Genomic DNA, 14556 nt, shown 5'->3' on the forward strand with positions numbered 1-14556 from the left:
ATGAGCACGGCGCCCGCACCGGTCGAGCTGGAACGGCCGGACGCCGCGGAGGACGTGAGCGCCGACCGGCCCTGGCTCGCGATCGTCTGGAACGACCCGATCAACCTGATGTCGTACGTCACGTACGTGTTCCAGGCCGTTTTCGGCTACCCCAAGACGAAGGCCGAGAAGCTGATGCTCGACGTCCATCACAAGGGCCGCGCGGTCGTGGCGAACGGCACCCGCGAGGAGATGGAGCGGGACGTGGAGATCCTGCACTCCTACGGGCTGTGGGCGACGGTGAAGCGGGACGACTGAGCGATGAGCCACGTGAAGAAGACCCGCGAGGGCATCAGGATCCGGCTGGAGCCGGAGGAGGCCGCGCTGCTGCGGGCCCTGATGGAGCAGTTGCTCGCGCTGCTGGGCGAGGCGCCGGGCGGGGACGACGAGCTGGCCTCGCTGGGCATCGCGGAGAACGCCGCGACGCCGGACGACCCGGTGCTGGCGCGGCTGTTCCCGGACGCGTACCGCGACGACGGCGAGGCGGCCGGGGAGTTCCGCCGCTACACCGAGATGGGCCTGCGGGACGGCAAGCGCGAGGCCGCCGGGATGGTGCTGGACGCGCTGGGCGCCGAGGGCGGGAAGATCGTCCTGGACGACAAGCAGGCGCAGGGCTGGCTGCGCGCGCTGAACGACGTCCGGCTGGCGCTGGGCACCCGGCTCGACATCACCGAGGACTGGTACGAGGAGGCGGAGCACATGGACCCGCGTGACTCTCGCACCCCCATGTTCGCCGCCTACGACTGGCTGACGATGCTCCAGGAGAGCCTGGTTCGCGTCCTCTGGTGACCGTTCCATAAGCTCGGACCATGCTGACGATCGAGCGCGCCCTCGTGGAGAAGATCATCGCGCACGCGCGCGCCGACCACCCGGACGAGGCGTGCGGAATCATCGCCGGCCCGGTCGGTTCGGACCGTCCCGTCCGGTACGTCGCCATGGTGAACGCCGAGCGCTCCCCGACCTTCTACCGGTTCGACTCCCAGGAGCAGTTGAAGGTGTGGCGGGAGATGGACGACCGGGACGAGGAGCCGGTGGTGATCTACCACTCGCACACGGCGACGGAGGCGTACCCGTCCCGGACCGACATCTCCTACGCGTCCGAGCCGGACGCGCACTACGTGCTCGTGTCGACCCGCGAGGAGGACGACACCGAGTTCCGGTCGTTCCGGATCGTGGACGGTGAGGTCTCCGAGGAAGAGGTCACCATCGTCGACGCCTTCGAGGCGTGAGGCGGCACGGATCGGCATGGTCGCGGCCGGTAAACTGGTCGACATGTGGACGAGCGGGCATGAGGCGGACGGCGTGCGACGCCGCGCCGGGTCCGCCGCCGTGCCACCCGTGCAGAGCTTCCTGTTCGGGCACTCGCGCGCCGAAGTCGTCTACGACTGTCGCTGACGCGCTGATCTCGCCTGGAATCATCCCGCCGCCCGTCCGGTTGTGACGCAGAGGGGCGGGAAGCCCCCGTACGAACGTAGAAGGAGATCACCGCGATGGCGATCGAGGTCCGGATCCCGACGATCCTCCGCAACCTGACCGACGGCGCGAAGGCCGTGGAGGGCAAGGGCGACACGCTGGACGAGCTGTTCACCGACCTGGACACCCGGCACCCCGGCCTGCGCGACCGGCTGGTGGACGACAAGGGCCTGCGCAAGTTCGTCAACGTCTACCTCAACGACGAGGACGTCCGTTTCCTCGGCGGGCTGGACACGCAGGTCGCCGACGGCGACAACGTCACCGTCCTGCCGGCCGTCGCCGGCGGCTGAGCCGCGCTGGACGGGCCGCTCATGCGCTTCGACTCACTGCTGGACTCGCTCGGCCGCACGCCGCTGGTCGGCCTGCCGCGGCTGTCGCCGGGCGGGGACGTGCGGATCTGGGCCAAACTGGAGGACCGCAACCCCACCGGCTCGGTGAAGGACCGTCCCGCCTTCTACATGATCGAGAAGGCGGAGAAGGACGGGCTGCTGACGCCCGGCTGCACGATCCTGGAGCCGACGTCCGGCAACACCGGCATCTCGCTGGCCATGGTCGCCAAGCTGCGCGGCTACCAGATGGTGTGCGTGATGCCGGAGAACACCTCGGCCGAGCGCCGGCAGCTGCTGGAGATGTGGGGCGCGCGGATCATCTCCTCCCCGGCGGCGGGCGGCTCGAACGAGGCGGTCCGGGTGGCGAAGGGCCTGGCGGAGGAGAATCCCGACTGGGTGATGCTCTACCAGTACGGCAACGAGGCCAACGCGCTCGCGCACTACGAGACGACCGGCCCGGAGATCCTGGCGGATCTGCCGACGGTGACGCACTTCGTCGCCGGGCTCGGCACCACGGGCACGCTGATGGGCGTCGGCCGGTTCCTGCGCGAGCGGGTGCCGGACGTGAAGATCGTCGCGGCGGAGCCCCGGTACGGCGACCTCGTGTACGGGCTGCGCAACATCGACGAGGGCTTCATCCCCGAGTTGTACGACGACTCGGTGCTGACCACCCGGTTCTCGGTGACCTCGAAGGACGCGCTGCGCCGCACCCGCGAGCTGCTGGAGCAGGAGGGCATCTTCGCGGGCATCTCGACCGGCGGCGCGCTGCACGCGGCGATCGGCATGGCGCGCAAGGCGGTGAAGGCCGGTGAGCGGGCCGACATCGTGTTCGTCGTCGCGGACGGGGGCTGGAAGTACCTGTCCACCGGAGCCTACGGCGGCACGCTTGAGGAGGCCGAGGCGCGTCTCGAAGGCCAGCTCTGGGCCTGACCCGGCCGGTTCTGGGCCCGCCCCGGCGGGTACGGCGTCCCGCCCGGCACGGTAGAGTGCGTTTTCGAACGTGATTCTAGTATCGGGCCGGCGGGACGGCCGCCGCCCCGGCCGGCGTGGGGGTGTGCGGATGAGCGGGTTCGGCGAGGCGACCGCCGTCGAGCGGGTCGGCGACGGCCGGTACGAGGCCGTCCTGGACGGCGACTTCGGGTTCGCCGAGGCGCTCAACGGCGGCTACCTGATGGCCCTGCTCGGCCGCGCCGCCGTGGACGCCTCCCCGCACGCGCACCCCGTCTCGACCGCGACCAACTTCCACCGCGTCGCCAAGCCCGGCCCCGCCCAGGTGATCGTCCAGCCCCGCAAGGAGGGCCGGACGGCGGCGTCGGCGTTCGTCACACTCGTCCAGGACGACCGTCCCGTCGTGGACGCGCTGATCACCACCGGCACCCTCGACGCCGGCGCCGAGCCCGGGTACGCCGGGCAGGCGCCCGCGCCGGTGCCGCCGCTGGAGGAGTGCACCGAGTTCCAGCCGCCCACCGGCAGCCGCGGCTTCGCCGACCAGATCGACATGCGCTTCGACCGGGCGACGATGGGCTGGCTCGACGGGCGGCCGAGCGGCAGCCCCGAGATCCGCGCCTGGTTCCGGCACCGGGACGGCTACGCGGTGGACGCGTTCTCCCTCGCCCTCGCCGTGGACGCGCTGCCGCCCGTCGCGCTGAACCTCGGCGCGCTGGGCTGGGCGCCGACCGTCGAGCTGACCTGGCACATGCGGGCCGTCCCCGCGCCCGGCTGGCTCACCGTCCACGGCACCGGCCGGCTCCTCGCCGACGGCTGGTTCGACGAGGAGGTCGAGGTGTGGGACCGCGCCGGCCGGCTCGTCGCGCAGAGCCGCCAGATCGCCCGCGTCCCCCGCACCCGCTCCTGACCCCGGAGGCTTGCGAAGCGTTTCTGCGTGGGGGGCGCCCCCGGGGGCTTGTGAACGGATTCACCGGCGTTTCGCCCGGGTAACCGACAGGATCGCGCGCGAGGTACGTGACCTGGACGGTTTTCCGGCGCATGGGGGTGTGATGTCCGACGCATGACGCACCCGGACGGGGCCCGGTCGCCTAGCCTTGGACACCATGTCAGATCCATCCCGGGGGGGCGGCCTCCCAGACGCTCCCATCGGGATCTTCGACAGCGGTTTCGGCGGGCTGACCGTGGCCCGCGCGATCCTCGACCAGCTGCCGAACGAGCCGATCATCTACCTGGGGGACTCGGCCCGCCAGCCCTACGGCCCGCGTCCCATCGCCGAGGTCCGCGCGTACGCCCTCGAAATGCTCGACCGGCTCGTCGAGGAGGGCGTGAAGATGCTGGTGATCGCCTGCAACAGCGCCAGCTCGGCGATGCTGCGGGACGCCCGCGAACGCTACGACGTCCCGGTCGTGGAGGTCATCAACCCCGCCACCCGGCGCGCGGCCCGCGCCACCTCCACCGGCCGGGTCGGGCTGATCGCCACGCAGGCCACCGTGACCAGCCGGGCCTACGACGACGCGTTCGCCGCCGCCCCGCACATCGAGCTGGTCAGCGCCGCCTGCCCCCGCTTCGTCGAGTTCGTCGAGGCGGGCGTGACGATGAGCGACGAACTGCTGGAGGCCGCCCGCGAGTACCTGGGGCCGATCGTGGACGCCGGCTGCGACACGCTCATCCTCGGCTGCACCCACTACCCGCTTTTGACCGGCGTCATCTCGTATGTCGTGGGGGACGGGGTCACACTGGTCTCAAGCGCCGACGAGACCGCCAAGGACGTGTACCGGGTACTGCACGACCGGGGACTGGCCCGCATCGAGGCGACGCCCCGGCCGCGGCACCGGTTCCGCGCCACCGGCGACCCCGCCGTGTTCGCCGAGCTAGGCCGCCGCTTCCTCGGGCCGGAGATCGGCTCGGTGGAGACGACGCTGAACGACGCCCTGACCACCTGACATCCCGGGGACACCGAAGGACAGGGACACCAGAGGAGGAGTGAGCGTGCGGGTCACTGTGATCGGTTGCTCCGGCAGTTTCCCCGGGCCGGACAGCCCCGCGTCCAGTTACCTGGTCGAGGCGGACGGGTTCTCCATGCTCCTCGACATCGGCAACGGCGCGATCGGGACCCTCCAGCGCTTCCACCACGTGCTGGACATCGACGCCATCTGCATCTCGCACCTGCATCCCGACCACTGCCTGGACCTCACCGTGTACTGGATCGCGCGGACCTACTGTCCGGACGGTCCCGCGCCCCGCATCCCGGTCTACGGCCCCCACGGCACCGCCGAGCACATGATCAAGGCGTACGAGCTGGCGCCGAACCCGGAGATGACCGGCACGTTCGACTTCCTGACGCTGGAGCCGGGGCCGATGCGCATCGGCCCGTTCACCGTGACCACCGCGCTGATGAACCATCCCGTCGAGGCGTACGGGCTGCGGATCGAGCACGGCGGCGGCGTGCTGACCTACTCGGGCGACACCGGGCACAGCGACGCCCTCGTCCGGCTCGCCCGCGGCTCCGACCTCTTCCTCTGCGAGGCGGCGTTCGCGCAGCGTCCCGACCTGCCGCCCAACATGCACCTGACCGGCCGGGAGGCGGGCGAGCACGCGGAACGCGCCGGTGTCGGCAGGCTCGTCCTCACCCACCTGCTGCCGTGGAACGACCCGGCCGAGACGCTCGCCGAGGCCAAGGACAGCGGCTTCGGCGGCCCCATCGAACTCGCCGAGGTCGGCGCGGTCTACGACCTGTGAGCGCCGCGGACCCGTCCCCCCGCCCGCCCGCCCGGCCGCTAGGGTGGGGCGCATGGCCCGCCCCGATGCTCGCGCTTCAGACCAGCTCCGTCCCGTCCGGATCCAGCGCGGATGGCTCGACCACGCGGAAGGGTCGGCGCTCATCGAGTTCGGCGCGACCCGGGTACTGTGCGCCGCGTCCGTGCAGGACTCGGTGCCCCGCTGGCGGCGTGACAGCGGCCTCGGCTGGGTCACCGCCGAGTACGCGATGCTGCCCCGCGCCACCAACACCCGCAACGACCGCGAGTCGGTCAAGGGGCGGATCGGCGGCCGCACCCACGAGATCTCCCGGCTGATCGGCCGTTCGGTCCGCGCGTGCCTCGACTTCAAGGCGCTCGGCGAGAACACCGTCCAGCTCGACTGCGATGTCCTGCAAGCGGACGGCGGCACCCGCACCGCCGCGATCACCGGTGCCTATGTGGCGCTGGCCGACGCGGTGACCTGGATGCGCGAGCGCAAACTCCTCAGGGGCGACCCGCTGATCACCTCGGTCTCCGCGGTCAGCGTCGGGGTCGTGGACGGAGAGTCCCGCCTCGACCTCTGCTACGAGGAGGACTCCGCCGCCGGCACCGACATGAACGTCGTCTGCACCGGTGACGGCCGGTTCGTCGAGGTGCAGGGCACCGCCGAGGGCGCCCCGTTCGACCGCGCCGAACTGGACGCGCTGCTCGATCTCGCCGCCGGCGGCTGCGCCGAGCTGACCCGGCTGCAGAAGGAGGCCCTCGGCCGATGAGCCGGATCGTCCTCGCCACCCGCAACAAGGGCAAGATCGCCGAGCTGAACCGCATCCTCGGCGGCCTCGACGTCGTCGGCCTCGACGAGTTCCCCGGCGCACCCGACGTGCCCGAGACTGAGCTGACGTTCGAGGGCAACGCCCTCCTCAAGGCCCGCGCGATCGCCGCGTTCACCGGCCTGCCCGCCGTCGCCGACGACTCCGGCCTGTGCGTGGACGCGCTGAACGGCATGCCCGGCGTCCTGTCCGCCCGCTGGTCCGGCCGCTTCGGCGCCGCCACCGGCGACCGGGACACCGCGAACCTGCAGCTCCTCCTCGACCAGCTCTCCGACGTCGCCGACGAGCACCGCGGCGCCGCCTTCGTCTGCGCCGCCGTCCTCGTCACCCCGGACGGCACCGAACGCTGCGTCGAGGGCCGCATGCACGGCACGATCATCCGCGAACCCCGGGGCGTGAACGGTTTCGGCTACGACCCCATCTTCGTCCCCGACGGCGGAACCCGCACCAACGCGGAGATGACCCCCGCGGAAAAGGACGCGATCAGCCACCGGGGCAAGGCATTCACCCTGCTGACCCAGGAGGGGTTCCCGCTGGGCTGACTCGCCCTCACCTGTGCGAGCGTTTCATCCTCGCCCCGTGCTCCGATGTCAGCGGGCGATGCCCTCCGTCTCCGGGAGGCCCCGCCCGGCACCGCGGACGAGGCCGGGCAGCCGGTGCCAGCCGACCGTCTCGATGACGCTCAGCACGGACGGCCGGAGATGGTCGAGGACGAGCGTCCCGCCGGCGGGCAGCCGGGCGGCGAGCCGCGCCAGCAGGTCGAGCCCGCCCAGGTCGATGAAGCCGAGCCGGGACAGGTCGAGATGGACGCCACCGTGCCGCGCCATCACCTGCGCCAGCCGCGCGGCGACCGCCCCGTGCCGGGTGGCGTCCAGTTCGCCTTCGAGCCGCAGCCCGGCCGGTGCGAACGTGCGCACCATCCTCAGGACTCCGTCATCGAACTCGGGGTCCACCTCCACGAGGACTTCGTGGAGGTCGCGGAGGGCGATGAGCTGATCCGGCGGGCACGCGCGCCGGTCGATCTGGCAGATGGCCATCGCCATCGTGCTCGGTGCGACGGCGCCGCCGAGCCGGTGTTCGCACCCCAGCATCCGGCCGGGCTCGTCCAGCAGCCAGGTGTAGTCGGTGGTGAGGCGTACCGCGCGGAAGCCCTGCCCGAACGCCTCGCCGATCTCCCGCTCGACGGTGTCCAGCATCCTGGCCGGTTCGAAGGCGCCGCTCCGGTCGAGGCAGGCGTCCTCCCGCGAGATGACCCGCAGCCGGCCCGCCCGCAGGTGGTCGTGCACGTCGATGCGGTGCCCGAGGCCGGGGAGCCGGCCGGCGGGGGTGTCGGTGACGTACACGACCTTCTCGCCGGTCAGCAGCCCCTCATGGACGAACGGCCCGATGACCCGGCCGCGTTCTTCCGGGCCGCTGTAGGCCAGCCAGCCGTGGTCTCCGGGCAGGATGGCGCCGACGGAACGTTCGGCGACCCAGGATGTGCCCATGGCGTGCCCGCCGGGTTCAAGACGGATCTGGTCAGCGTACGCCGCAGGGGAGGTGGTGGAAGCCCGGCGCATGGAAATCCTCACGCTCTGTGCAGGTGGATCGGTCCGTGCGGGGAAGGTCGTGCCGTAGCCGGACGGCCGTGCCGCCCTCGCCCGTCCGGATCTGGACGGCGGAGCACAGCAGCCGCACGGCCCACAGCCCGAACCGTCCGCCGGACGCCGTGCCGGCCGGTCGCGGCGGGAGCAGGCCGTGGCCCGCGCCGGGCGGCCACCGTCCCTCGTCGGTGACCTCGCAGACGAGAGCGGAGGCGCCGTCCGCGGCGTCCGTCCACATGCGCAGGGTGAGCGGCGGTTCGCCGTGCCGGAGCGCGTTCGTCACGACCTCGGTGACCGCGACCAGCAGCCGTTGCAGGTCCTCCTCCGGCAGCGGCGTCTGCCGCGCGCATTCGGTGACGTAGGCGCGCAGCCAGTACAGGTCGGGCCGCGCGTCGATCGGCAGCGTGTCGGCGTCGGGCGGCGGGGCGGGCAGCGGTTCGGCGTCGCAGCGGGCGCAGAACGTCCACGGGTCGACGAAACCGGGATTGGCGAGGGCGCGTGTGCCGCGCACGGTCTCCGGGTGGGTCCTGCGCCCGGACGCGATGACGGCGGCGGGCAGTGTGGCCGCGTACGGGCACATGACGGACGCGCCCGTATCGAGGAGCGCGATGTTCAGCAGCGCCTCGGTCCGCTGCCATTCGACGACCTCCAGCGGGGACCGCGACGCCCACACCGGCTCGCCGAGGAGGCGTAACCTGCGGCCCCGGCCGGCGGCCCGGCCGGCGGCGCCGAGGCAGTCGGCCAGCGTCCGGGACGGGTGGGCGTACCAGGTCGCCGCGTCGGTGAACTCCACGGCGGACGCGGCGGACCCGAGCGCATCGCGCAGCAGCGTCTCCCGGGCGGTCCCGCACACGGCGAGGACGCGGTCGCCCGCCTCGACGCCCGCGGACAGGAACGGCACGGTGCCGCCGAGGAACTCCTCCACCCCGTCGTAGGGCAGTACGCGATGCGTGAAGTGGTCGCTCACGGAGATCCCGACGCTTCTGTGATCATGATGTCACCGAATGTGCGTGCCGGATGGACCAGACCAGCATAGGCCCTCCGCCCCCGCCCTGCCGAGGCTCCTTTCCATATACCACGACATTTTGTCAAATCGCCTGTCCGGAATCCCTGCGGGGTCACGTCCCTTACCGGACGTGCGGCCGCGGAGCCCGCCGGTACAGGACGGCCCGGAGCCCGGGCGCGAGGTGCTCGATTAATTCATCGGCCGGCATCGACGCGACGGGTTCCACGGCGAGGATGTAGCGGGCGAAGATCACCCCGGCGAGCTGCGCGCCGAACGCGCCGGCCCGCGCCCCCGCACCGGGACCGCCGACGTGCTCGGCGATACGGGTGATCATCTCCTGTTCGAGGATGCCGCGCACCAGCCGGGCGAGTTCGGGCTCCTGCACCGCCGCCCGCACCATGAACAGCAGCGGCGCGGCCCGTTCCGGGTCGTCCCACGCGGTCAGCATCGCCCGCAGGACGCGTTCGGGCAGCGTGGCGGGGTCGCCGGGCAGCGCCCCGGCGAGCACCTCCGGCGGGTTGACGGCCAAGCCCAGCACGGCGCCGAACAGGCCCTTCTTCGAGCCGAAGAAATAGCTGATCAGCGCGGCGTCCACCCCGGCCTCGGCGGCGATGGACCGCAGGGTGACCGGCCCGTAGCCGTCGGCGAGGAAGCGGCGGCGCGCCACGCCGAGGATCGCCTCGCGGGTGTCGGGGCTGCCGCGGCGCCGGCCGCGCGGCGCCCCTCCGGATTTATTCATCACAGTTGAAATATAGGCCGGGCGGGAGCGACATTCGACCCATGACCACCATGACTCCGGAGGGGCCGGGCACCGTCCACCGCGCGGTGCTGCCGGCTGTGATGCTCTCCCTCGCGACCGTCGTCTCGGCCGTGGCGTCCCTCAACACCGCGGTGCCGTCCATCGCCCGCGACACCCGCGCCGGGCTGACCGAGCTGGCCTGGATCATCGACGCGTACGCGCTCGTCTTCGCCGCGCTGCTGCTGCTCGGCGGCGCGATCGGGGACCGGTACGGGCGCCGCCGCGCGCTCGCCGCCGGGCTCGTCGTGTTCGGCGCGGGCTCGGCCGCCGCCGCGCTGTCCAGCGACCCCGGCTGGCTGATCGCGATGCGCGGGGTCCTCGGCGTCGGCGCGGCACTGGTGATGCCCGCGACGCTGTCCACGATCACCTCGACGTTCCCGCCCGGCCAGCGCACCCGCGCGGTCGGCGCGTGGGCGGGCGTCGCCGGTGCGAGCGGCATCTTCGGGCTGCTGGCCTCCGGCAGCCTGCTGGAGGTGTGGTCGTGGCGGTCGGTGTTCTGGATGAACGTCGTCCTCGCGGTCATCGCGCTGGTCACGACGCTGGCGGTGGTCCCCGAATCCGCCGAGCCGGACGCCCCGAAACTCGACCTGACCGGCGCGGCCATCACCGTCGCCGGGCTCGGGATCGGCGTCTACTCGATCATCGAGGCGCCGACGCGGGGCTGGGGCAGCGCCCGGACGCTGCTCGGCCTCGCCGCCGCGCTCCTCGTGCTCGCCGGGTTCGTGCTGTGGGAGCTGAGGCGGCGCGACCCGCTGCTCGACCCGCGGCTGTTCCGCATCCGGGCGTTCTCGGCGGGCACCCTGACGATCACCCTCCAGTTCTTCGCCTTCTTCGGGTTCGTGTTCATCGTCCTGCAGTACCTGCAACTGGTGAAGGGCGACAGCGCGCTCGTCGGGGCGCTGAGCCTGCTGCCCATGGCGCTCACGATGATGCCGTTCGCCCGCGGCGCCGCGCCCCGGCTCGCCGCCCGGCTGGGCCCGCGCCGCGTCATCACGGCCGGCCTCCTGCTCGTCGGCGTCGCGATGCTGATCTTCTCCCTGCTGGACCGGGACAGCACCTACTGGCTGCTGCTCGCCGGGCTGATCCCGTTCGGTGCGGGGATGGGCCTCGCGATGACGCCCGCCACCGCCTCCATCACCGACGCGCTGCCCCCCGACAAGCAGGGCGTCGGCTCGGCGATGAACGACCTGGCGCGCGAACTCGGCGGCGCGCTCGGCATCGCCGTCCTCGGCAGCATCCTCCAGTCGTCCTACCGCGCGAACCTGGACCTGGACGGGGTGCCCGGCCCGGCCGCCGAACAGGCGAGGACGTCCCTCGCGACGGCGATGCGGCTCGGCCCGCAGGTCGCCGAGCAGGCGCGGACGGCGTTCAGCGACGGTGTGCAGGCCGCGTTCCTCACCGCGTCCGGCGCGCTCGTCGTCGCCGCCGTCATCGTCGCGGCCCTGTACCGGACGTCCCGCGCCGACGCCGCCGAATCCATTGCCGAGCCGGCGGATCAAGCCGATAAGCTGAACCCGCTTCCCGGCGGAAGCACCGGCGGGCGTGGCGAAATCAGGTATACGCGGCAGGTTTAGGTCCTGTTGGTGGCGACACCGTGGGGGTTCGAATCCCCCCGCCCGCACCGGGCCCGCGCGGCGCGCGGGCCCGTCCGGCGTCTAGACCGCCAGGTCGCGGCGGAGCCGCTCCACGTGCCCGGTCGCCTTCACGTTGTAGTACGCCTTCTCGATCCCCCCGTCGGCGTCGATGACGAAGGTCGAGCGGATGACGCCGACGACGACCTTCCCGTACAGCTTCTTCTCCCCGTACGCCCCGTACGCCCGCAGGACCTCCGCGTCCGGGTCGGACAGGAGCGGGAACGTCAGCCCCTCCTTCTCCCGGAACTTCGCGAGCTTCGCCGGCTTGTCGGGGGAGATGCCGACCACGGTGACGCCGCCCGCCTCCAACTCGGGCAGGCTGCTCTCGAAGTCGACGGACTCCTTGGTGCAGCCCGGAGTCATGGCCGCGGGGTAGAAGTAGAGGATCACGCGCTTGCCGCGCAACGAGGCCAGCGACACCGGTGACCCATCGGCGTCGGGAAGCTCGAAATCGGGGGCGACATCGCCCGGCTGCAGCCGCTCGGACACCCTGTCCCGCCTTTCGCTCGGATGGTGGATCCAACGCTACCGGCCGGGGTGTGACGGGCGCCCGCGGACAAGACCTGCAACACTGTTCGGATCATGCTTCCCTCGTGGTCTCGCTCCACCGCGAGTTCGCCCGACAAGATAAGGACACGGCATGGCTGACAGGAGCCGCGACCCGGAGGCGCTGGAACGCGAGATAGAGCAGGCCCGCCAGGAGTTGGCGCGCACCATCGACGAGCTCGCCGACCGGGTCAATCCGAAGAACGTCGCGCACCGGGGCATTGAGCGGCTGAAGGAGGAGGCGGACCACGTCGCCAAGGCCGTCGGCACCATGGTGCGGCCGTCCGGTACGGACGAGGAAGGTCAGGGCGGCGGGATCGACAGGCGGCTGCTGCTCGTGAGCGCCGGGGCCGCCGTCACCGTGACCGCCCTGATCCTCTGGCGCCGTAAGCGCAGGCGCCGCTGACGCCCCTGCCGAAGGCGCCGGTCCGCGGTCCGCGGCCGGCGCTTTCGTGTGCCGGGCCGCTGCTCCGCACGGAGTGGGCGAGGAGCTCGGCGACGGCCCGCAGCTCGGCGAGTTCGGCGCGGCAGGGCGGGCAGCCGCGCAGGTGTGCCGACAGCTCGGCGGCCTCGGCGCCCGCCAGCCGTCCGATCGCGTAGATGCCGAGGCCGAGCCGGTACGCCCCGCAGTCAGTTCCTCCCACGTCTCCTCCCACGTCATGGAGTACGGGGCCGGGGCGCGTGCCGTTCAGGCGAACTGGGGGAGATGGTCGCGGTGGGCGGCGAGGCCCTCGTCCAGGATCTTCTCGGCGGTGTGCTTGCCGCGGACGAACGGGTGCGCCATGAGGGCCTGCAGCGCGGTGCGGCGGTCACCGGTGACGGCCGCGTCGGACGCGAGCCGCTCGTAGGCGTGGATCGCCTGGGTGAGGCCGCGCACGGGGCCGGGCAGCGGCCCCATCGTCAGCGGGACGGGGCCGGAGCGCCCCACCAGGGCCGGGACCTCCACGACGGCGTCCTCGTCGAGCGACGAGATCGCCCCGTTGTTCCGTGTGTTGACGATCATCCGGCGGCCCTCGTCGCGGTGCAGGGCGCAGATGACGTCGACGGCGAACTCGCCGTGCTCACCGCCGCCGCGCTCGCGGGGCGGGTCGGGATCGGCCTTGCCGGCCTCGGCCGAGACCCGCTCGTAGTAGCCGGGCAGCATGGCGAGGATGTCCTGCGCCCGCGTCGTGCCCTTCCTCCGCAACTCCTCGACCACCTCATCGTGGAAGAAGTAGTACTTGGAGTACGAATTCGGCAGGAAGCCGAGCGCCTTGGCCAGTTCCGCCATCCGGGCCGGGTCGCGCCACGGTGTCGCGCCGCCGCCGCCGGGGACCTCCAGATCGTCCAGCAGCAGCGGGACGTCGAGTTCGTGGCCGTCGAGCCGGAGCCGCTGCGCCCAGGTGGCGTGGTTCAGCCCGATCCAGTCGGCCTCCAGCCCGTCGAACGGCAGCCCCAGCAGGTCGGCCCACATCTCGGTGTCGCCGATGAACTGGTCGCAGAGCCCGATGATGCGCGCATCGGTGTGCCGCGAGACGGCGTCGGTGACCACGTTCGTCGGGTTCGTGTAGTTGACGATCCACGCCCCCGGATCGGCGCGGGCCGCGATCTCCAGCAGGACGGGCACCGACCGCAGCGCCATCAGGAACCCGCCGGGACCCGCGGTCTCCTGCCCCACCACGCCGTGCTTCAGCGGGATCGACTCGTCCAGGTGCCGCGCCGCCTGCCCGCCCGGACGGAACGTGGTGAACACGTAGGACGCGCCGTCCAGCGCCGTCTCCAGGACGGTGTGCGACGACACGGCGAACGCGGCGCCCCGCGCGGCGAACATGTTCCGCGCGAGCCGCGTCATGACGTCCAGGTGCGCGGCGTCGATGTCGTGGCAGGCGAGTTCGGTGCCGGCGAGGTCGTCCGCGCGGTGCAGCAGCCCGCGGATGATCCCGGGCATGTACCCGCTGCCCGCCCCGACGATCGCGATCTTCACCGCGGCTCCAGGTCGGGCTGCGTCGCGGTGAAACGGGCCTCCACCGCGGCGCGGACGATCTGCGTCTCGGGCTCCAGGTCGATCGGCTCCGGCTCCTCCTCCACCCCGCCCCTGCTCGCCCCGTACGCGGCGGCGAGCGCGATGGGGGCCTCCGGGGTGCGGCCCACCCCCTCGTCGGACAGTTCCACCAGCCCGGTGAGCCGGGCCCCGAGCGCCTCGGCGTAGCCGCGCGCACGGGCGACGGCCTCGTGCGTCGCCTGCCGCGCGGCCCGCTCGTACACCTCGCTGCCCGGCCGCAGTTCCCACTCCGGGCCGTTGACGTACGTCCGCTCCAGCTCCCCGAGCCGGGCGACCAGCTCCCCGAGCACCGGGAAGTCGCGCACCGTGATCTTGATCCAGACGGTGCCCCGGTAGCCCCGGATATCGCCCTCACGCCGCTTGTACTTCAGCAGCGGCATGATCGACAGCCCGCCGGTCTCGACCTTCTCCACGGCCTCGCCGAACGACTCGACCAGGTCGAGGCACTGCCGGTTCCGCTCGGTGAGCCGGTCCAGCGCGGCGCGCCGATCGGACTCCTGCGACTGGACGTGCACCGAAAGCCGCGCGATCTCCGGCTCGGCCTCCACCACCGCCTCACCGCGAACACAGATCAGGGGAGCATCGCTCAT

The 14556-nt window shown here is 72.3% G+C and carries 20 protein-coding genes and 1 tRNA gene; 14 read left to right on the top strand and 7 right to left on the bottom strand.

Annotated elements, in window-relative coordinates; translation table 11 throughout:
- The 11 genes from clpS to rdgB all read left to right on the top strand — a co-directional run bounded on the left by clpS (position 1) and on the right by rdgB (position 6899).
- Positions 1–297 (top strand): ATP-dependent Clp protease adapter ClpS, encoded by a 297-nt coding sequence (gene clpS, locus AF1_RS12765; protein ID WP_067797156.1) that lies wholly within the window; start codon positions 1–3, stop codon positions 295–297.
- A gap of 3 nt (positions 298–300) precedes the next feature.
- Positions 301–828 carry a DUF2017 domain-containing protein gene (locus tag AF1_RS12770; RefSeq protein WP_067797164.1) on the top strand — a complete coding sequence of 176 codons (528 nt, stop codon included), beginning with the start codon at positions 301–303 and terminating at the stop codon, positions 826–828.
- Positions 829–848: 20 nt separating this feature from the next.
- Positions 849–1268 (top strand): M67 family metallopeptidase, encoded by a 420-nt coding sequence (locus AF1_RS12775; protein ID WP_067797169.1) that lies wholly within the window; start codon positions 849–851, stop codon positions 1266–1268.
- Positions 1269–1284: 16 nt separating this feature from the next.
- Complete coding sequence (locus AF1_RS34290; protein WP_157419178.1) at positions 1285–1434, top strand: hypothetical protein; 150 nt, start codon at positions 1285–1287, stop codon at positions 1432–1434.
- 95 nt (positions 1435–1529) lie between these two features.
- Positions 1530–1802, top strand: coding sequence for a MoaD/ThiS family protein (locus AF1_RS12780; RefSeq protein WP_067797170.1), 273 nt, complete (start codon positions 1530–1532; stop codon positions 1800–1802).
- A gap of 21 nt (positions 1803–1823) precedes the next feature.
- A complete protein-coding gene (locus tag AF1_RS12785) occupies positions 1824–2771 on the top strand; it encodes a PLP-dependent cysteine synthase family protein (protein ID WP_067797171.1) in 948 nt (315 codons plus the stop codon).
- A 130-nt stretch (positions 2772–2901) separates the two neighbouring features.
- Positions 2902–3696 (top strand): thioesterase family protein, encoded by a 795-nt coding sequence (locus tag AF1_RS12790; protein ID WP_067797172.1) that lies wholly within the window; start codon positions 2902–2904, stop codon positions 3694–3696.
- A 196-nt stretch (positions 3697–3892) separates the two neighbouring features.
- Entirely contained in the window at positions 3893–4732 is an 840-nt protein-coding gene (murI, locus tag AF1_RS12795; protein ID WP_067797249.1) for a glutamate racemase, read from the top strand.
- A gap of 46 nt (positions 4733–4778) precedes the next feature.
- Positions 4779–5528 (top strand): MBL fold metallo-hydrolase, encoded by a 750-nt coding sequence (locus AF1_RS12800; protein WP_067797251.1) that lies wholly within the window; start codon positions 4779–4781, stop codon positions 5526–5528.
- A 52-nt stretch (positions 5529–5580) separates the two neighbouring features.
- Positions 5581–6300, top strand: coding sequence for a ribonuclease PH (gene rph / locus AF1_RS12805; protein WP_067797178.1), 720 nt, complete (start codon positions 5581–5583; stop codon positions 6298–6300).
- Positions 6297–6899 (top strand): RdgB/HAM1 family non-canonical purine NTP pyrophosphatase, encoded by a 603-nt coding sequence (rdgB, locus tag AF1_RS12810; protein ID WP_067797180.1) that lies wholly within the window; start codon positions 6297–6299, stop codon positions 6897–6899. Before rph ends, rdgB begins: the two co-directional genes overlap by 4 nt.
- 48 nt (positions 6900–6947) lie before the next feature.
- Here the strand turns inward: rdgB and AF1_RS12815 are convergent, their stop codons facing one another.
- From AF1_RS12815 to AF1_RS12825, 3 genes are all read right to left on the bottom strand, one after another.
- Positions 6948–7844, bottom strand: a complete 897-nt coding sequence (locus tag AF1_RS12815; protein WP_067797183.1) for an MEDS domain-containing protein — start codon at positions 7842–7844, stop codon at positions 6948–6950.
- 31 nt (positions 7845–7875) lie between these two features.
- Complete coding sequence (locus AF1_RS12820) at positions 7876–8907, bottom strand: sensor histidine kinase (RefSeq protein WP_084262836.1); 1032 nt, start codon at positions 8905–8907, stop codon at positions 7876–7878.
- A gap of 160 nt (positions 8908–9067) precedes the next feature.
- Positions 9068–9685 (bottom strand): TetR/AcrR family transcriptional regulator, encoded by a 618-nt coding sequence (locus AF1_RS12825; RefSeq protein ID WP_067797186.1) that lies wholly within the window; start codon positions 9683–9685, stop codon positions 9068–9070.
- 41 nt (positions 9686–9726) lie between these two features.
- Between AF1_RS12825 and AF1_RS12830 the strand changes: the two genes are divergently transcribed.
- Positions 9727–11319 (top strand): MFS transporter, encoded by a 1593-nt coding sequence (locus AF1_RS12830; protein ID WP_084262837.1) that lies wholly within the window; start codon positions 9727–9729, stop codon positions 11317–11319.
- A tRNA-Leu gene (locus AF1_RS12835) sits at positions 11282–11366 on the top strand. Before AF1_RS12830 ends, AF1_RS12835 begins: the two co-directional genes overlap by 38 nt.
- A 34-nt stretch (positions 11367–11400) precedes the next feature.
- Here the strand turns inward: AF1_RS12835 and bcp are convergent.
- A complete protein-coding gene (bcp, locus tag AF1_RS12840; protein WP_067797189.1) occupies positions 11401–11868 on the bottom strand; it encodes a thioredoxin-dependent thiol peroxidase in 468 nt (155 codons plus the stop codon).
- Positions 11869–12019: 151 nt separating this feature from the next.
- Between bcp and AF1_RS12845 the strand changes: the two genes are divergently transcribed.
- Positions 12020–12331 carry a DUF3618 domain-containing protein gene (locus tag AF1_RS12845; RefSeq protein ID WP_067797197.1) on the top strand — a complete coding sequence of 104 codons (312 nt, stop codon included), beginning with the start codon at positions 12020–12022 and terminating at the stop codon, positions 12329–12331.
- Here AF1_RS12845 and AF1_RS34295 read toward each other — a convergent pair.
- Genes AF1_RS34295 through AF1_RS12855 form a run of 3 tightly spaced genes read right to left on the bottom strand, consistent with a single transcriptional unit; the run spans position 12282 to position 14556 of the window.
- On the bottom strand, positions 12282–12569 hold the full coding sequence (locus AF1_RS34295) for an anti-sigma factor family protein (protein WP_131732758.1): 288 nt from the start codon (positions 12567–12569) through the stop codon (positions 12282–12284). The two genes, AF1_RS12845 and AF1_RS34295, sit on opposite strands and share 50 nt — an antisense overlap.
- A 44-nt stretch (positions 12570–12613) precedes the next feature.
- Positions 12614–13888, bottom strand: a complete 1275-nt coding sequence (locus AF1_RS12850; protein ID WP_067797201.1) for a family 4 glycosyl hydrolase — start codon at positions 13886–13888, stop codon at positions 12614–12616.
- On the bottom strand, positions 13885–14556 hold the full coding sequence (locus tag AF1_RS12855) for an SIMPL domain-containing protein (RefSeq protein ID WP_067797204.1): 672 nt from the start codon (positions 14554–14556) through the stop codon (positions 13885–13887). The genes AF1_RS12850 and AF1_RS12855 overlap by 4 nt, the downstream gene beginning before the upstream one ends.

The sequence above is a fragment of the Actinomadura formosensis NBRC 14204 genome (assembly GCF_001552155.1).
GTDB lineage: Bacteria > Actinomycetota > Actinomycetes > Streptosporangiales > Streptosporangiaceae > Spirillospora > Spirillospora formosensis.